Below are 16,933 nucleotides of genomic sequence, written 5' to 3' on the forward strand. Positions count from 1 at the left end.
GCTCATGGCCCGGGGCGCCGGTGTCTCACAAGAATCACACAAAGCCGTCTCCTACGGTTCCCGGCGACGAAGACGCACAACTCGTAGGAGGTTGCGCCATGTTCGGCAGTCGCCGTCCACGTGTCCTCGCCGCCTTGTGTGCGGCCCTGGCCGTCACCATGCTGGCCTCGTGCAGCAGAACGGTGAACACGGCCGACGATGCCACCTCCGGCCCCGACGCCTCGCGTTCCGGCACGAAGCCCAACATCGTGTACGTCCTCACCGACGACCTGGCATGGAATCTCGTGAAGTACATGCCGCACGTACAGGAGATGCAGAAGAAGGGGACGACCTTCAGTAACTTCTTCGCCACCGACTCGCTGTGCTGCCCGTCGCGCACATCCATCCTCACCGGGCAGTACCCGCACAACACCGGTGTCTTCACCAACAGCGGCGACGACGGCGGCTACCGCGCCTTCCTGAAGAACGGCAACGAGAAGAAGACCTTCGGGCCCGCGCTGCAACGCGCCGGCTATCGCACCGGGTTCATGGGCAAGTACCTCAACGGATACCAGCCGGGCGACAAGAACGGCACCGGCAAGCCCTATGTGCCCTCCGGCTGGGACGAGTGGGACGTCGCCGGGGAGGGCTACCATGAGTACGACTACGAGCTGAACGAGAATGGCAAGGTCGTGCCCTATGGGAAGGCCCCCCAGGACTATCTGACGGATGTCCTGTCGAAGAAGGCCACCTCGTTCATCGGCTCCTCGGCGGAAGAGAAGAAGAAGCCGTTCATGCTGGAGGTGGCCACGTTCGCACCGCACGGCCCCTACACACCCGCGCCGCGCGACAAGGACAAGTTCCCGGGGCTCAAGGCGCCGCGGACCGATGCCTATGACAAGGCGACCCGCAACGCGCCGAAGTGGCAGCGCTCGTTGTCGCCGCTGACGTCGAAGGAGAAGGCGAGGATCGACCGGAATTTCGCCAAGCGAGTGCGCTCGGTCCAGGCGGTCGACGCCATGATCGGTCAGATGGAGAAGACACTCGAGGACAAGGGTCTGGCGGACGACACCTATATCGTGTTCGGGTCGGACAACGGCTTCCACATGGGCGAACACCGGCTCCGCACCGGAAAGCAGACCGCCTACGATACCGATGTCAACGTGCCGCTGATGGTCACCGGACCCGATGTTCCGGCCGGTGAGAAGGTGTCGCGGCTCGCGGAGAACGTCGATCTCAACCCGACCTTCCTGGACCTCGCGGGCGTGGACCCGCCGTCGACCGTGGACGGGCGCAGCCTCAACGACCTGATGCACGGACGCGCGGAGGAGGAGTGGCGCGAGGCCGTCCTGGTCGAGCACCATCGCGCGGCGTCCAGGAAGGGCGATCCCGACGCGGCGCCCAAGAACGCGGGCGACCCCCCGACCTACGCGGCGATGCGCACCGATGACTCCCTCTATGTCGAATACACCGATGGGGAGCGGGAGTTCTACGATCTGGACGCCGACCCCGAGCAGTTGGACAACCGGGCGGCGTCCCTCACGGCCGAGCAACGTGCCGCCCTGCATCGCACCCTCACCGCGCTCCAGCGGTGCAAGGGCGCGGAGAGCTGCCAGGACGCGTCCCGGACCGGCAGCGACAGCTAGCGAAACCCCCGGCGTGGCGGGCCCTCAACGGCCCGCCACGCCGGGGCATATGAACTCCACCCGGACCTCGTCGGCCAGCTTCAGCGCGCCCAGGAACGCGGCGTACGGCTTGATGCCCCAGGTGGACTGGGTGATGGACGCCGAGCCGCGCAGCGTGCCGTCCGGATCGGCGCTCCCGCGCAGCGTCACCGGGTGGGTCCGGCCCTTGATGGTGAGGTCGCCCGTGATCTCGAAGGACTGAGGCGTACCGGTGATGTGGGTGGAGCGGAAGGTGATCGTGGGGTGCTCCGCCGTGTGCAGTTGCCCCTTCCCCTCCAGCGTCCGTTTGATGTCGGCCCGGTCGCCGTCGGTGAGTGGTTTCAGCCCGCCGGTCCCCTCCCGGATGTCCCAAGAGTCCGTCTCGACCGTCACGCTCACCGACGACCGCTCAGGGGCGCCGGCGGCGACCGCCACGTCCCCGGACCACCGGGTGACCTCGAGGGTCAGATCGTGTCCCGCCCGCCGGCCGAGCCCGGTACGGCTGGTCCTGATCAGCAGCCGGGCGTCCGGCGGGCCTATCCGATACGTACCGTCGCTCAGTGTCATAGCACTCACCTCAGTGTGCGAGAGCCGGGATGATACCGCCCGCGAGCACCGCTTCCCGCTGCCGGGGCGAGAGGCGGTGGCGGACGGTGTACTCCTCGTCCCGGGTCGCGTTGCGGACGCGGAGGGTCGGAGCGCCGCCCGGGGCGAGGGCGTCGCGCAGACCGGACATATGCAGCCGGTCGTCGGGGCCGACGCGGTCGTAGTCGGCGGGGTCCTCGAATTCGAGCGGCAGCACACCGAAGTTGACCAGGTTCTGCCAGTGGATGCGGGCGTAGGACTTGGCGATGACGGCTCGCAGACCGAGGTAGCGCGGGGCGATGGCGGCGTGTTCGCGGGACGAGCCCTGTCCGTAGTTCGCACCGGCGACGATGAGATGCCCGGTGTCCTCCCGGACCGCCTCGGCGCGCCGCGGGTAGTCGGGGTCCAGCCGGATGAGGGTGAATCCCGCCAGCTTGGGGATGTTGGAGCGGTAGGGCAGGGCGTCCGCCCCGGCCGGGGAGATCTCGTCGGTCGAGACGTCGTCACCGGCCTTGAGGAGCACCGGGCCGTGAATGCTGTCCGGCAGCGGATCCAGCTCCGGCAGGGCGGAGATGTTGGGGCCGCGTACCAGCGGGACGCGCGCGGCCTCGTCCGGTGGCAGCGGTGGTTCCAGCATGGCGTCGTTGTTCGAGGGCGGGTCGGGGGCGTCCGGCGTGGGAGGGGCCGCCGCCGAGACGCGGTCCGCCCAGTCGCGCGGATCCACGATGGCGCCGGTCAGCGCGGAGGCCGTGGCGGTCTCCGGTGAGCACAGCCACACCGCGTCGTCCGCGGTGCCGGACCGACCGGGGAAGTTGCGCGGGAAGGTACGCAGGGAGTTGCTTCCCGAGGCCGGGGCCTGTCCCATGCCGATGCAGCCCAGACAGCCCGACTGATGGATGCGGGCACCGGCGGCGATCAGGTCGAACGTGGCGCCGAGGCGGGTCAGGTCCTGGAGGATCTCGCGGGATGTCGGGTTGATGTCGAAGCTCACCCCGGCCGGGACCTGGCGCCCGGCCACCATGGCGGCGGGGACGGCGAAGTCGCGGAATCCGGGGTTGGCGGAGGAGCCGATGACAACCTGGGCGATGGGCTCCCCGGCGGCCTCCCTGACCGGCACGACGTTTCCGGGGGACGTGGGCCGTGCGATGAGCGGTTCCAGGGACGACAGGTCGATCTCCTCGTCGAGGTCGTAGGACGCGTCCTCCTCCGCGGTGATCTCGACGAAGTCCTCGCCGCGCCCGACCCCTTCGAGGAAGCCGCGCACCGCCCCGTCCGAGGGGAAGACGGTGGTGGTGGCGCCGAGTTCCGCCCCCATGTTGGCGATGACGTGGCGGTCCATCGCGGTGAGGGAGGCCAGACCGGGGCCGTGGTACTCCAGGACACGATGGACGCCTCCCTGCACCCCGTGGCGGCGCAGCAGTTCCAGGATCACGTCCTTGGCGCTGACCCACGGTGGCAGCTCCCCGGTCAGCCGGATGCCCCAGACCTTCGGCATGGTGAGGTGGAGCGGGCGTCCGGCCATGGCGAGCGCCACCTCCAGGCCGCCGGTGCCGATCGCCAGCATGCCCAGGGAACCGGCGGCGCAGGTGTGCGAGTCGGAGCCGGCCAGGGTTTTGCCGGGGGCGCCGAAGTGGTGCATATGGGTCGGGTGGGAGACGCCGTTGCCGGGCTTGGAGAACCACAGGCCGAAGCGGCGGGCGGCCGACCGCAGGAAGAGGTGGTCCTCGGCGTTGCGCTCGTCGGCCTGGAGGATGTTGTGGTCGACGTACTGGACGCTGGCCTCGGTACGGACCCGGTCCAGGGCCAGCGCCTCCAGCTCCTGCATCACCAGCGTACCGGTGGCGTCCTGTGTCAGCGTCTGGTCCACCCGCAGCGCGATCTCCTCCCCCGGCTCCATCCGGCCGGTCAGCAGATGATCACCGATGAGCCGCTGGGTCACGGTGCCGTGCGCACGGGCACGGGGCAGATCCATGGGCCACCGCCTTTCCGGGCGGAGCGTCCGGGCCCTCCGGGCGCCCACATCGGGTACCCGGTCCGCGCCGCGTCATATTTTTTCCTGGCTCTTGACGTAAATCAGCGGGCATCCGCATGCTGTGCCCATGCCAACCAGCTCCGAGAACAGGTCGCCCATCCACAGACGCACATTGCTGGCCGGAGTCGCGGGTTCCCTGGGCGTGGCGGCGGGACTGCCCGCGGCCGCCCAGGCATCGCCCCCGGAGGCCGCCGCGATGCGGCGATACCCGTCGAACTGGCCCGAACCCGAGCCCTACGGCCTCGCGGACACCCGCCCCGACCTGTGGCCGCGCAAGGACAACTCCTTCATCCTCCCGCTCGAGCCGCGCCCCCGCGACCGGGACCGCGGCCTGGTCTGGATGCGGGACACCTACGTCAACTGCTTCGTCGTGGACGGCCGTCCGGTCTACGTGGCCACGGGCACCACCCGGGTGCCGGGGCTCACCGCCGCCGGCCCGTGGAACGACGGCATCTTCGTGTGGGTGGCCCCGTCCCTGCGGGGCCCCTGGAGGCTGGCCGACACCACCGGCATCCGGCCGGGCGCCGAGCGGGGCAAGGTGTGGTCGCCCGAGTTCGTCGGCGAGAACCGGCCCGGACGCACCGTCGTCGCCCCGTGGCAGGAGTACTGGTACGACGAGCGGTTCGGCAAGCGTGGCAATGTCTGGGCCCCGGAGCTGCACTACTTCCGCGGCACCTGGTACATCGTCGCGTGCATGGGCGACCACTCCCGGAAGGTCGGTTCGTTCCTGCTGGTGAGCGAGGGCGGGGTCGAGGGCCCGTACCGGCTCGTCGAGGGCAATCACGACAAGCCCTTCGGCGATCCGTTCATCGGGGGGCCGGATTTCATCGAGCCCGGCGCGTACCACCACATCGACGGCAGCCTCTTCTCCGAGGGCGACGACGCGTGGCTCGTGCTGCACAACAACCTGTACGCGAGGTTCCGGGACGACATGGAGGACATCGTCCCGACGACCGGCCTCCCGACGTTCCGCCAGCGGCCCTACGCCCCCGAGCCGTATCTCGAGGGTGCGTACGTGTTCAAGTACGGGGGCGCGTACTACCTCCTCCAGGCCGCGTGGAACCGGACGTCGGTCAATCCCGACGGCAGCACCCGCTACGCCTACGACCCGCCCGGTCCGGGCCGGACGCAATACCACTACGACGCCGTCATCGCCGTCTCGGACCGCTTCGAGGGGCCGTACTCCAAGCGGTGGACCGCGGGGGTCGGGGCCGGCCACAACAACGTCTTCGAGGACCACGGCGGCCGGCTGTGGGCCACGTTCTTCCGCAACCCGAACTTCGGCTACTGGTCCGACCCGTCACGCGTCGCCGACGCCGCCGTGCCCGGTGTCGTACGGCTGGAGTGGACCGGTCCGGAGGGCCGTCGGCTGTACGTCCAACGCCGCCACCGGTGAACGACCGGGCCCGTCGCCCGGGTGGCGGGGCGACGGGGCCGGGCGGGGTCAGGGGGCGTCGGCCGGGCCGTCGAGTTCCACGATGATCCGGATGCTGTCCGGGCGGGACCAGCTGGAGCTGCACATCACCGCCCGGCCGGAGGCCGCGTCCCGGCTCAGGCTCTCCACCAGCCACACCGGCCGGTTGTGCGCCGTCTCCAGCCCCTCCGCCACCTGCCGGTCCGGCAGCACACTGCTCACCCGGCACCAGGAGCGCACCGGGGTCACCCCGCACATCTGCCGCAGGATGGAGTCCAGCGACTCCACGGCGTGCACGGCCGCGTCCAGCTCCGGCAGCATGTCGATCGGGATCCACTCCTGGGACCAGCCGCTGAGCAGGCCGTCGATGTACGACTGCCGGACCAGCAGATGGACCGCGCTGCCTTCCTCGCGCTCCAGCCGCTCGGCGATGGCGCCGGTGGCCGGGACGGTGGTCACGTCGCGTACCACGGTGCGCGGCACACCGCCCGCCTCGCGGATGGTCTGGTGCATCGAGGGGACCCGGCTCTGGGAGAGCACATAGTCCAGCGGACGGTTGACGAAGGTGCCCGCGCCCCGGACCCGGCGGACCAGATAGCGGCCTTCCAGCTCCTGGAGGGCGGACCGGGCGGCCGCCCGGCTGACGCCGAAGCGGGCCGCGATCTCGTGCTCGCTGGCGACGCGGACGTCAGTCGGCTGGTCTGCTATCTCGGCGGCGAGCACCTCGGCAATCTCTGTGTAGCGGTTTCGACTGGGCACCTCGCCACTCTGGACCTCACCAGTTGTCCGGACAAGTCAGTGAAATGAACCACTCCGCTTCCAGCGGGTGAACGGTGGGAACAGTTGTCGTGTCCTCCGGCCGGGCGGATCAGGCGTACACCTTGCGCACCCAGACGGCCAGCCCCTCGATGAGCAGCACCAGCGCAAGCACCGTCAGCACGATGGTGGTGACCACCGGGAACTGCAGGACCCGGGCCGCGTTCAGCAGGTCGTAGCCGATGCCACCGGCGCCGACGATACCGAGCAGGGTCGCCGAGCGCAGATTGACGTCCAGCTGGTACAGCAGATGCCCCACCACCGCGGGCCAGGCCCGGGGCAGGACGGCCCCGAAGAACACCTGGTGCCTGCGGGCACCGGTGGCTACCAGGGCGCGGGCCGGGCCGGGCTCGGTCTCCTCCAGGGAGTCCGCCACCAGCTTGCCGAGCAGACCGACCGAGCCGACGCCGAGGGCCAGCGCGCCGGAGACCGCGCCCAGGCCGGTCACGACGACGAAGACGATCGCCAGGACCAGTTCCGGGATGGCCCGCACCAGGAGGATGACCGTGCGGAAGAACCGCGCCACCCGGGGCGACCCCACCACGTTCCGGGCCGCGAGAGTGCCCAGCGGCAGCGCCAGGACCAGCCCGATGAGGGTGCCCGCGAGCGCGATCTGGACGGTGACCCACAGATCGTCCCAGAGCTGGCCGCCGATCCCGCCGGTGCCGGGCGGCAGGAAGTCGCCCAGCGTCGGGAGGAACGACTCGGCGCCGCGCCGCAGGGTGCCCCACGACAGGCCGGAGCGCACGGCCGAGGCCACGACCAGGGCGACGGTGAGCACCAGCCAGGTGGCCCGGCGGATCCGCCGGGCGCTCCAGCGCGGCAGGCTGCGGCGCCGTACGGGCGTGGCACCGTCGGCCGGGGGCGCGTCGGCGCCCGCGGCGGCGGCGATGGTGCCGCCCGGCCGGTCGGCGCGGCGCACGCCCGGGAACACCGGCCACGAACGGCGGGGCCGCCGTCGCGCGGTGACGTCCTGGAGCAGGGTGCGCCGGATGGCGCCGGAGATCGACTCGGCGACGAAGCAGAGCAGCAGCAGGACCAGGGCGATCGCCATCGCCCGCCGGTAGTCGAGGGTGGTGATCGCCGTGGACAGCGCGTACCCCAGACCGTTGACGCCGACGAAGCCGAGCACGGCCGAGGCGCGCAGGTTGATGTCGAGGCGGTGCAGGGCGGTGGCCACCAGGGACGGCAGCGCCTGCGGCAGCACCGCGCCGGTGATCTGCTGCAGCCGCCCGGCGCCGGTCGCGCGCAGCGCGGTGCGCGGGCCCTCGTCGGTCTGCTCGACGGCGTCGGCGTACAGCTTGCCCACCATGCCGACGGAGTGGACACCGAGCGCGACCACACCCGTCATCCCGCCCAGCCCGAAGACACGGAAGGCGGCGATGGCGAAGACCACCTCGGGGACCGCGCGGCACAGCACGATCACCCCGCGCGAGGCGGCCCTGGCGGCGGTCCCCGGGGTGGTGTTACGGGCCGCCAGCAGGGCCAGCGGCACGCTGAGCACCACCGAGAGCACGGTGGCGGAGACCACGATGGCCAGCGTCTGCCAGATCAGCGAGAGCAGTTCACCGACCGGCGGGAAGTCCAGCGGGAGCGCCCGCGAGAGGAAGGCCACCGCGTTGTCGGCGCTGTCCATGAGCGTGGCGATGTTGAGCCGGAGCGCGATGAACGCCCAGACCCCGCCGCCCACGCACAGCAGCAGTGCCATGGCCGCGCCGAGCCCGGCCGCGGTGGGCCGGGCCAGGGTCCGCCGGTGCGAACGCGCCGCGCCGGGACCCGGGTCGGGGCCGCCGGGGGGCGCGGCCGCGGGATGCCGTTCGACTACCGACACTCAGTCCCCCTTCGTGAGCGCTGGGACGAGTGCGGACGCGGAGACGGGGTGGCGGGCGACGGTCGCGCCCGCCGCGACGGCCGCGGCCATGCCCTCGGCACTCTCGGCGGCCACCTCCTCGTACAGCCGCATCACCGTCGCGCGGTCGATGCCCTCGGTGGCGACGTCCATCACCACCCGGCCCGACCGCAGACCGACGATCCGGTGCGCCCAGGACAGCGCCAGATCGACCTGGTGCAGGCTGCACAGCACGGTCAGCTCCCGCTCCCGCGCCACGCGCGCCAGCAGCCGCATGACCTGGGCCGAGGACTCGGGGTCGAGGGAGGCCACCGGCTCGTCGGCCAGCAGCAGACCGGGCTCCTGCATCAGGGCGCGGGCCACCGCGACGCGCTGCTGCTGGCCGCCGGACAGGGTGTCCGCCCGCTGGAAGGCGTGCGCGGCCAGGCCCACCTGCTCCAGCCCGTCCAGTGCGCGCTCCCGCACCGCCCGCGGATAGCTGAGCAGCCCCAGCCGGGGCCCGCGCAGCGACCCGAGGGCGCCGGTGCACACGTTCTCCAGGACGCTGAGCCGGCCCACCAGATGGAACTGCTGGAAGACGAAGCCGATCCGGCGGCGCAGAGCGCGCAGCTCGGACCGGCCGGCGCGGGCCAGCGCGGTGCCGAGGACCGTGCCGTCGCCGGAGGTCGGCGGCTGGAGCCCGTCGAGCAGGGAGAGCAGCGTCGACTTGCCGGAGCCGGACAGCCCCAGCAGGGCCACGACCTCGCCGGGCCGCACCTCGAACGACACATCGTCCAGGGCGAGCAGGGAGTCGGCGCCGCTGCCGAACCGCTTCGTCAGACCGTCCAGCCGGATCACCGGCTCCCCGGCGGCGGCCGGGGAGCCGGTGACATGCGCGGCGGTCGGGGCCGGGGCCGTCACGAGCCGTCCTTGCACTGCGCGTCCTTGGTGGCATCGCAGACGGCGCGGACGCTGTCGTAGTCGGAGTCCTTCACCGCGACGAAGCCCCAGTTGTCGTCGATCTTGCAGCCGTCGCCTGAGCAGTAGCCCTTGGACTCCATGTAGTCGGCGTTGGCCTTGGTCTCGAACGCGTCGACGATCTTCTTCTGCAGGCTCGCGGTGAGGTCGGTCGAGACCGCGGCGGGCGAGCCGGGGATCTCGGTGGACTTCCAGACGGTCTTGAGCTGGCCCTTCTTGAGCTTGCCCTGCTTGATCAGATCGCTGTCCACCATGGTGTCGAACGCGAAGCCCGCGTCGCAGTCACCGGAGGCGACGGACAGCGCCGAGGCGTCGTGGCCACCCGCCATGACCTTGGTGTAGTCGCCGGGCTTCACGCCCGCCTTCAGCAGACCGGACTGCGGGTAGAGATAGCCGGACGTCGAGGTCGGGTCCACGAAACACACCTTGTGGCCCTTGAAGTCGGCGAGGCTCTTGATGTCCTTGTTGCTGCTGCGGGTGATGCCGTACGACTGGTAGCCCGGCTTCCCGCCCTTGGCGCTGACCAGCGCACCGGCCAGCTTCACCCCCACTCCGCCGTCCTTGGCGACGACGTAGGAGAGCGGACCGTAGAGCGCGACATCCACCTTGTGCGCCCGCTGCGCCTCGATGACGGCGGCGTAGCTGGTCGCCTTCTGCATCTGGACCTTCTTGCCGGTCTCGGCCTCCAGCAGTTTGACGATCGGCGCGTACTGCTGGGCGAGCGAGGTGGAGTTCTCCGACGGGATCGCCGCGACCACCAGGTTGCCGGGGTCCCGTCCCTCCGAGGTGGAGCCGTTGTCGGAGGCGCTGGCCCCGCAGGCCGTGAGCACAAGCGGCAGCAGCGCGGCAGCGAGGGGGATGCGGAGGTTGCGAGGCATGCGTCGTCCTTCGGGCGGTGGGGCGAATCGGGCCTCTCGGGGAGTGAGGGCACCGGGGATGACGCCAACCCTGCGGAGAACAGGTGTGCACACCCCGCGTCGTTGGTTACGGCCGTCTGAACGATGCGGGAGACAACGGGCGGCTTGACCGGACAACCCGGGGCGGTCCGACGCGCCACCGCGCGCCAGGGCCGGGCCCCGGCGTGCGGGCCCGGCCCTGGCGTACGGCTTCGGTGCGCGTCCTCGGTGCGCCGGTCTTCGGCCGCGCCGGTCTTCGATGCGCGTCTTCGGTGTGCTGGTCACCGCCCGTCGCCGTCGCTGCTTTCGCCGGTGGCGTCGTTCGCGTCGTCCTCGCCCTCCTCCAACAGGCCCGCCGCCGCGCCCACGATGCGCGGGTCGGGGGTGCCGACGACCTCCTCGTCCTTGTCGGAGTAGTCGAAACGGGCGAGCACACTGCGCATGGCCTCCACCCGCGCCCGCTTCTTGTCGTTGCTCTTGACCACCGTCCAGGGCATCAGGCCATGATTCGGCGCCGTGCCACCCGGGTGGACCGGCCATGGATCAGCCGTCTCACCCGGTCGGACGCCGCTGTGCGGCCATGTGCCGCGGGTCCGGCGACCGTTGAGGAGCCAAAGCCCTCAAGGGAAGCGAGAACACCATGGCGGCGTCTCCGGCTCTCGGCTCCGGACGGATCCGCACACGTGCCGTGGCGGCCGGGTGCGCTGTCGCGGCGTGCGCGGCGGTGGCGGCCCCGGCCGCCGCGGAGGACGACGCGGCGGCCCGTAAACCCACGGTGGTCCTGATCCATGGCGCGTTCGCGGACGGCTCCAGCTGGAACGGTGTCATCCAGCGGCTGGAGCGCCGCGGCTATCCCGTCGTCGCCCCCGCCAACCCGCTGCGCGGCCTCACCACCGACTCCGCGTACATCGCCTCCGTCCTGGACAGCGTCAAGGGCCCGCTCGTGCTGGTGGGCCACTCCTACGGCGGCTCGGTCATCAGCGTGGCCGCGGCGGGGAACTCCCGGGTGAAGTCGCTGGTGTACGTGTCCGCGCTGATGCCCGACAAGGGGGAGAGCGGGCAGTCGCTGGCCGCCCGGTACCCCAGCGAACTCGCCACCGCCACCAGGGCGGTGCCCTACCGGGCCGGTGGCGGGGTGCGGGGCACGGATCTGTACCTCAAGCGGGACAAGCTCCACCGGGTCTTCGCCGCCGATCTGCCGGCGAGTACGGCGAGGCTGCTGGCGGTGACCCAACGGCCCGCCAGTACGGCCGCGTTCTCGGAGAAGGCCAAGGCGGCGGCGTGGCGGCAGATCCCGTCCTGGTTTCTCGTCGCCCGTCAGGACAAGACCATCAACCCCCGGCAGGAGCGCTTCGAGGCCAAGCGCGCCCACTCGCACACCGTGGAGATCAACTCCTCCCACGTGGCCATGATCGCCCACCCCCAGGCGGTCACCGACCTCATCGTCAAGGCCGCCACGGCCACCGGTTCGGCCCGGCCGTCGCCCGCGGGCAACGCCTCCGGCTCCCGCACCCGGGCGGAGTCCCGGCCCGCCGACACGGCCGTCGCGTGGGTGACCGCGGGCGCGGCGGCGCTGCTCCTGGGCGGTAGCGCCCTCCTCGTCGGCCGCCGAGGCCGGCGTCCGCGCTGACCGGCTGCCGACGACCGCCGGCAGGTGTCCGGCGAGCCGGCGCGAACCCCTTACAGCCACCCGCGCTCGCGGGCGATCCGCGCCGCCACATGGCGGTTCTCCGCGCCGAGTTTGGCCGCGGCGGCGGAGAGGTAGTTGCGCACCGTCCCGGGCGACAGCGCGGCGCGGGACGCGATCTCCGCCACCGGTGCCCCGTCCTCGGCCAGCGACAGCATCTCCGCCTCGCGGGGAGTGAGGGGCGACTCGCCCGCGGCGATCGCGTCCGCCGCCAGTTCGTGGTCCACGTAGCGGCCGTCCGTGTGCACCGTACGGATGATCTCGGCCAGTCGCCGCGCGGACACCGTCTTGGGCACGAAGCCGCGCACGCCCGCCGCCAGCGCCTGTTTCAGCGCCCCGGCCCCGGCATGGCTGGTGACGATCATCGAGGCGCACTCCGGCACCTCCTCGCGCAGCAGCGCCGCCACCGACACCCCGTCGTGTCCGGGCATCCGCATGTCCAGGACGGCCACGTCGGGGCGGTGCGCGCGGGCCATGGCCAGTGCCTCGTCGCCCGATGCGGCCTCCGCCACCACGGTGATGTCGTCCTCCAGCGCGAGGAGGGAGGCGAGCGCGCCCCGGATGAGGTGTTCGTCGTCGGCCAGCAGAACCCTGATCATTCGGCCGTCTCCCACGGAATCGTCGCGGTCAGTCGGAAGGTCCCGTCCGGGTGCCGTTCGGTGGACAGGGCGCCGTCCACCTCGGCCAGGCGCTCGCGCAGCCCCGGCAGACCGCTGCCGGTGCCCGGTCGGGGGTCCGGGTCCGCCCCGTCGTTCTCCATCAGCAGTGCCACCGAGCCCGAGATCGTGGTGCGCACCGACACCTCGCAGCGGGACGCGCCCTGCGCATGGCGCAGCACGTTCGTCGTTCCCTCGCGGACCACCCAGCCGAGCGCCACCTGCGTCCGGGCGGGCAGCCGCGCCGCCGGGCCGTTCTCGATCCGGCAGTCGATCCCGGCCGCTTCGAGGACGGACCGGGCACCGGCCAGTTCGGCGTGCAGATCGGCGGTGCGGTAGCCGCGCACCACCGCGCGGATCTCCCGCTGTGACTCCTGCGCGATCCGCTGCACCTCCTCCATCTGGGCCACCGCCTCCTCCCGGCCCCGGCGGGCCAGTTCCACCGCGAGCTCGCTCTTCAGCGCCACCACCGCGAGGTTACGGCCCAGCACATCGTGCAGATCGCGGCCGAACCGCAGCCGCTCCTCCGCCACCGCCAGCCGTGCCTGCGTCGCCCGCGCCCTGGCCAGCTCCTCGATCAGCCGCACGCTCCACCCCGAGACCCGTAGCGCGATGGCCATGAACGGAACCATGAGCAGGCCGGCGCCGATCACGAGGGCCAGCGACCCGCCCGACAGCCCGCTGGCCGCCGCCGCGCCGAGCGCCACCACCGGCACCGCCCCGACCACCATCGCCCCGGCGCGACGCGGCAGCGCCAGCATCGGCGGACCGGCGTAGTACATCAGCAGCCAGACCAGATACGCCGCCAGGTTCCCGCCGTGGATGCGTCCGGTGGCCAGCAGCGCGCAGCCCAGGGCGGCCATGGCCACGGTGACGGCGGCGTACAGCGCGACCAGCCAGACCGGGCGCGGTCCGGCGCCGAGGTAGTGGAGCAGGGCGGCGCGGGAGAGCCGCGCCTGGACGGCGACGTGCACCGTGCCCACGCCCGCCACCAGGGCCAACCCGAGCGTGCCGGCCTCCGTCGTCGCGATCCAGAACGCCCACAGCGCCGCCTCGGTGGCGGCGAGGAAGACGACGGTGGCGAGCGTGTAGCGGCGGTAGCGCTCGGGGCCGTCCGGGCCCCCGAACCGCTCCACCCAGACATCCACGCTCATACTCATCGTCTCCATCACCTTCGGTTCCGCCGTCCTCAACCCCGCGGTCCCCAGCGGAACCACCGACGCACACCGAACACTGCCAGGCCCGTCCAGGCCAGCGCGAGGAGCGCCGCCCGAAGCTGGTCCAGACCGTCCAGGTCGCCCGTCCAGCCGCCCCTCAGCAGGTCCATCACCGGCGAGAACGGCAGCCAGGCGGCGATGTCGGCCATCGTGTCCGGCATCACCGCACGCGGCGCGTAGACCCCGGAGGCGGCCATGGTCACCAGCAGGAACGGCAGGAACGTCAGCTGTGCGCTCTCCGCGGTCCGGGTGAACGCCGCCGTCAGCGCTCCCGCGGCCACCAGCATGGCCACGCCGACGAGCAGGCCGAACACCGCCAGATGCGGGGCGGCCGGCGCGTCCGCGTCCAGGAACACGGTCATCCCGATCGCCAGCAGCACGGACTGCACGACCGCCAGCAGGAACGCCGGGAGGGCGCTGCCGGCCAGGATCTCCCAGTCGCGCACCTCGCCGCTGCGCAGCCGCTTCAGTACGAGGGTCTCGCGGCGCAGCACATACACGCCGACCAGGTTGGTGTACACGGAGAAGAACAGCGCCATCGCCAGCGCGGCGGGCAGCATGACGGTGGCCACCGACAGGCCGGTGCCGCCCAGGTCCAGCTCCTTGACCACGCCGCGCATCGCGAAGGCCATGACGCTCGGCAGGACCACCGCGGTGACCAGGGACGCCTTGCTGCGCGCCAGCAGCGTCAGCTCGGCGCGGCCGAGGGCGGTCAGCCGGTCGACGGCGGTGACCCGGGTGGACGTGGCCGCGTGGGTGCGTCCCGTACGGGCTGCTGACGTCGTCATCGTGCCCCCTCGCTCTCCAGGCCCTTCGCGATCTCCATGAACGCCTCCTCCAACGTGGCCGACCGGGCGTCGAACCCGCGCAGCGCCACGTCCTTGTCCCGGGCCCACAGCAGCAGCGCAGTCGCCGTGCGCTGAAGGTCGGCGGTCTCCAGCCGGACCGTACGCCCGGTGTTCTCCTGCCTGGTCACCCCCAGCGGTGCCAGCGGTGGCAGATCGCCGATGAAGTAGTCCAGGGGCAGCTCGAAGCTCATCCGCGAGGGCCGCTCGGCGACCACGTCGGCGACCCGGCCCGAGGTGGCGATCCGCCCGGCGTGCATGATCGCCAGCCGGTCGGCCAACTGCTCCGCCTCCTCCAGGTAGTGGGTGGTGAGCAGCACGGTCGTGCCCTGCTCCGTCAGCTCCCGGATCAGCTCCCAGGTCTCGTGGCGGGACTGCGCGTCCAGGCCGGTCGTCGGCTCGTCCAGGAACAGCACCTCCGGCCGCCCCAGCAGGGCCAGGGCGAGATCGAGGCGGCGGCGCTCGCCACCGGAGAGCTGCTTGACCCGCGCCGCCCGCCGCTGGGTCAGCCGGGTCAGCTCCAGGGCCTCGGCCACGGGACGGGCGCCGCTGGTGCACCCCGCCCACATGCGCGCGGTCTCGGTGACCGTGAGCTCGGTGGGGAAGCCGCCCTCCTGGAGCATCACCCCGATCCGGGGGCGTACGGCGGCGCGGTCGCGGTACGGGTCGGCGCCCAGCACCCGAACCGACCCGGAGGTGGGGGTGGCCTGCCCCTCCAGGACCTCGAGGGTGGAGGTCTTACCGGCCCCGTTGGTCCCCAGGAGCGCGAAGAGCTCGCCACGGGCGACCGTGAGGTCGATGCCGCGCACGGCCTCGAAGCCCTTGTAGTGCCGCCGTAGGTCGGCGGTCTCGATGACGGTGTCCATGCCTTCCAGGTTTCCGGCACGGCGGGTCCGGGAGGAGTGCGGTGTGTCATGAGTCCGCATGACAGATGTCATGCGGACTCATGAGATGGCGTCACGCGGACCCATGACGTGGCGTCATGCGAACACATGACATGGCGTCAGATGCCGCGGAGGGCGTCGGTGAGCGCCTGGTCGAGGATGGCGACACCACGGGCGATCTCGTCGTCGCTCGCGGTCAGCGGGGGCGCGATCCGGAAGGTGCCGCCCATGCCGGGCAACTGGACGATGTTCATGTGCAGCCCGAGCTCGAAGCAGCGCCGGGTGACGGCCGCGCCGAGCCGGTCGGCGCCACCGGCGCCCAGCACCTGGTCGCCGACCAGCTCCATGCCCAGCAGCAGCCCGCGGCCGCGGACGTCCCCGACGACATCGTGGCGGGTGGCGAGCTCATCGAGCTGACCGCGCAGTGCCGTGCCGAGTTCGCGCGCACGCTTGTCGAGGTGGTCGCGGACCAGAACGTCGAGGACGGTGTTGCCGACGGCCGCCGGCAGCGGGTCGCCGGCGTGGGTGGTGAAGAACAGGAACCCCCGGTCGTACGCCTGCTGCTCGATCTCCGGGCTGGTCACCACGGCGGCCAGCGGCAGCCCCGCGCCGAGCGTCTTGGACAGCGTGAGGATGTCCGGGACGACGCCCTCGTGTTCGAAGGCGTACCAGTCGCCGGTGCGGCACAGCCCGGTCTGCGCCTCGTCGAGGATCAGCAGCATGCCCCGCTCCCGGCACTTCCGGGCCAGGGCGGCGAGATAGCCCGGCGGGAGTTCGATGACGCCACCGGAGCTGAGGATCGGCTCGACCAGGCAGGCGGCGAGACTGCCGACCGACTGGGCGTCGATGAGGTCGAAGCCCAGGTCGAGCTGGCGGCGCCAGTCGAGCGCGCCCTCGGCGTCGACGATGTCGGGGTGGAAGCGGTCCGGTACCGGCAGTGCGAAGTTGCCCGGCGCGGCGGGTCCGTAGCCCTTGCGCCCGGCGCTGTAGGTGGCGTTCGCGGCGGCCTGGGTCATGCCGTGCCAGGACCGGGCGAACGAGACGATCTCATGGTGGCCGGTGACGAGTTTCGCCATCCGCACCGCGGCCTCGTTCGCCTCCGCGCCGGTGGTCAGGAGCAGCGCCTTGTCGAGGGGGTCGGGCAGGGTCTCGGCGAGCCGCCGGGTGAGGTCGATGACCGGGCGGCTGAGCATACCGCTGTGCAGATGGTCGAGGTGGGCGACCTGCTCGCGCACCGTGGCGACGATCTCCGGATGTGAGTGGCCGAGGATCGCACTCATCTGGCCGGAGGTGAAGTCGAGCAGCTCGCGGCCGCTCTCGGTGAACACCGATGTGCCCGCGGCGCGGGCGATGACCTCGGGGGTGAACGCGGCTCGGCCGGAGTAGCGGATGAGGTGGCGCTCCACGGCGCCACCGGCAGTCTCGGGATCCATACGAACGACGTTAGGGATG

Annotated in this window: 14 protein-coding genes and 1 pseudogene; 3 read left to right on the forward strand and 12 right to left on the reverse strand. The window is 71.8% G+C overall.

Annotated features, from left to right (window positions below; all coding sequences use genetic code 11):
* The first annotated feature begins 98 nt into the window (after positions 1–98).
* Positions 99–1,625, forward strand: a complete 1,527-nt coding sequence (locus NP777_RS07605) for a sulfatase family protein (protein WP_256649284.1) — start codon at positions 99–101, stop codon at positions 1,623–1,625.
* A 24-nt stretch (positions 1,626–1,649) separates the two neighbouring features.
* Here NP777_RS07605 and NP777_RS07610 read toward each other — a convergent pair whose 3' ends face one another.
* Together NP777_RS07610 and NP777_RS07615 are read right to left on the reverse strand one after the other, a co-directional pair.
* Complete coding sequence (locus tag NP777_RS07610) at positions 1,650–2,210, reverse strand: YceI family protein (RefSeq protein WP_256649285.1); 561 nt, start codon at positions 2,208–2,210, stop codon at positions 1,650–1,652.
* 10 nt (positions 2,211–2,220) lie between these two features.
* Positions 2,221–4,200, reverse strand: coding sequence for an aconitate hydratase (locus NP777_RS07615; protein WP_256649286.1), 1,980 nt, complete (start codon positions 4,198–4,200; stop codon positions 2,221–2,223).
* Positions 4,201–4,327: 127 nt separating this feature from the next.
* Here NP777_RS07615 and NP777_RS07620 point away from each other — a divergent pair, with 127 nt between their 5' ends.
* The gene (locus NP777_RS07620; protein ID WP_256649287.1) at positions 4,328–5,656 is read left to right on the forward strand and encodes a family 43 glycosylhydrolase; all 1,329 of its coding nucleotides are present in this window, start codon (positions 4,328–4,330) and stop codon (positions 5,654–5,656) included.
* A 48-nt stretch (positions 5,657–5,704) separates the two neighbouring features.
* Here NP777_RS07620 and NP777_RS07625 read toward each other — a convergent pair whose 3' ends face one another.
* The 5 genes and pseudogenes from NP777_RS07625 to NP777_RS07650 all read right to left on the reverse strand — a co-directional run.
* Positions 5,705–6,433, reverse strand: coding sequence for a GntR family transcriptional regulator (locus NP777_RS07625; RefSeq protein WP_256649288.1), 729 nt, complete (start codon positions 6,431–6,433; stop codon positions 5,705–5,707).
* 109 nt (positions 6,434–6,542) lie between these two features.
* Positions 6,543–8,321, reverse strand: coding sequence for a phosphonate ABC transporter, permease protein PhnE (gene phnE / locus NP777_RS47685; RefSeq protein ID WP_308405044.1), 1,779 nt, complete (start codon positions 8,319–8,321; stop codon positions 6,543–6,545).
* Complete coding sequence (gene phnC, locus NP777_RS07640) at positions 8,322–9,239, reverse strand: phosphonate ABC transporter ATP-binding protein (protein WP_256649289.1); 918 nt, start codon at positions 9,237–9,239, stop codon at positions 8,322–8,324. It abuts the gene before it with no gap.
* Entirely contained in the window at positions 9,236–10,174 is a 939-nt protein-coding gene (locus NP777_RS07645; RefSeq protein WP_256649290.1) for a phosphate/phosphite/phosphonate ABC transporter substrate-binding protein, read from the reverse strand. Before NP777_RS07645 ends, phnC begins: the two co-directional genes overlap by 4 nt.
* A 299-nt stretch (positions 10,175–10,473) precedes the next feature.
* A pseudogene (locus NP777_RS07650) lies at positions 10,474–10,686 on the reverse strand (hypothetical protein); the annotation flags it as partial.
* A 146-nt stretch (positions 10,687–10,832) separates the two neighbouring features.
* Here NP777_RS07650 and NP777_RS07655 point away from each other — a divergent pair.
* Positions 10,833–11,822, forward strand: a complete 990-nt coding sequence (locus NP777_RS07655) for an alpha/beta fold hydrolase (protein ID WP_256649291.1) — start codon at positions 10,833–10,835, stop codon at positions 11,820–11,822.
* A gap of 50 nt (positions 11,823–11,872) precedes the next feature.
* On the opposite strand, the gene NP777_RS07660 is transcribed toward NP777_RS07655, so the two are convergent.
* The 5 genes from NP777_RS07660 to NP777_RS07680 form a co-directional block, all read right to left on the reverse strand.
* Complete coding sequence (locus NP777_RS07660; RefSeq protein WP_256649292.1) at positions 11,873–12,478, reverse strand: response regulator transcription factor; 606 nt, start codon at positions 12,476–12,478, stop codon at positions 11,873–11,875.
* Positions 12,475–13,689: a sensor histidine kinase gene (locus tag NP777_RS07665; protein WP_256649293.1), complete on the reverse strand. Its 1,215-nt coding sequence runs from the start codon at positions 13,687–13,689 to the stop codon at positions 12,475–12,477. The genes NP777_RS07660 and NP777_RS07665 overlap by 4 nt, the downstream gene beginning before the upstream one ends.
* Positions 13,690–13,724: 35 nt before the next feature.
* Positions 13,725–14,540 (reverse strand): ABC transporter permease, encoded by an 816-nt coding sequence (locus tag NP777_RS07670; protein WP_256649294.1) that lies wholly within the window; start codon positions 14,538–14,540, stop codon positions 13,725–13,727.
* Positions 14,537–15,463 (reverse strand): ABC transporter ATP-binding protein, encoded by a 927-nt coding sequence (locus NP777_RS07675; protein ID WP_256649501.1) that lies wholly within the window; start codon positions 15,461–15,463, stop codon positions 14,537–14,539. The genes NP777_RS07670 and NP777_RS07675 overlap by 4 nt, the downstream gene beginning before the upstream one ends.
* A gap of 137 nt (positions 15,464–15,600) precedes the next feature.
* Positions 15,601–16,914 carry an aspartate aminotransferase family protein gene (locus tag NP777_RS07680; protein WP_256649295.1) on the reverse strand — a complete coding sequence of 438 codons (1,314 nt, stop codon included), beginning with the start codon at positions 16,912–16,914 and terminating at the stop codon, positions 15,601–15,603.
* Between the last annotated feature and the right edge of the window lie 19 nt (positions 16,915–16,933).

The sequence above is a fragment of the Streptomyces rugosispiralis genome (assembly GCF_024505145.1).
Lineage (GTDB): Bacteria > Actinomycetota > Actinomycetes > Streptomycetales > Streptomycetaceae > Streptomyces > Streptomyces rugosispiralis.

Bases quoted from the DNA above. Each gene is read 5' to 3' on its own strand.
- NP777_RS07605 (WP_256649284.1), top strand. From the start codon at position 99: ATGTTCGGCAGTCGCCGTCCACGTGTCCTCGCCGCCTTGTGTGCGGCC.
- NP777_RS07610 (WP_256649285.1), bottom strand. From the start codon at position 2,210: ATGACACTGAGCGACGGTACGTATCGGATAGGCCCGCCGGACGCCCGG.
- NP777_RS07615 (WP_256649286.1), bottom strand. From the start codon at position 4,200: ATGGATCTGCCCCGTGCCCGTGCGCACGGCACCGTGACCCAGCGGCTC.
- NP777_RS07620 (WP_256649287.1), top strand. From the start codon at position 4,328: ATGCCAACCAGCTCCGAGAACAGGTCGCCCATCCACAGACGCACATTG.
- NP777_RS07645 (WP_256649290.1), bottom strand. From the start codon at position 10,174: ATGCCTCGCAACCTCCGCATCCCCCTCGCTGCCGCGCTGCTGCCGCTT.
- NP777_RS07655 (WP_256649291.1), top strand. From the start codon at position 10,833: ATGGCGGCGTCTCCGGCTCTCGGCTCCGGACGGATCCGCACACGTGCC.
- NP777_RS07660 (WP_256649292.1), bottom strand. From the start codon at position 12,478: ATGATCAGGGTTCTGCTGGCCGACGACGAACACCTCATCCGGGGCGCG.
- NP777_RS07665 (WP_256649293.1), bottom strand. From the start codon at position 13,689: ATGAGCGTGGATGTCTGGGTGGAGCGGTTCGGGGGCCCGGACGGCCCC.
- NP777_RS07670 (WP_256649294.1), bottom strand. From the start codon at position 14,540: ATGACGACGTCAGCAGCCCGTACGGGACGCACCCACGCGGCCACGTCC.
- NP777_RS07675 (WP_256649501.1), bottom strand. From the start codon at position 15,463: ATGGACACCGTCATCGAGACCGCCGACCTACGGCGGCACTACAAGGGC.
- NP777_RS07680 (WP_256649295.1), bottom strand. From the start codon at position 16,914: ATGGATCCCGAGACTGCCGGTGGCGCCGTGGAGCGCCACCTCATCCGC.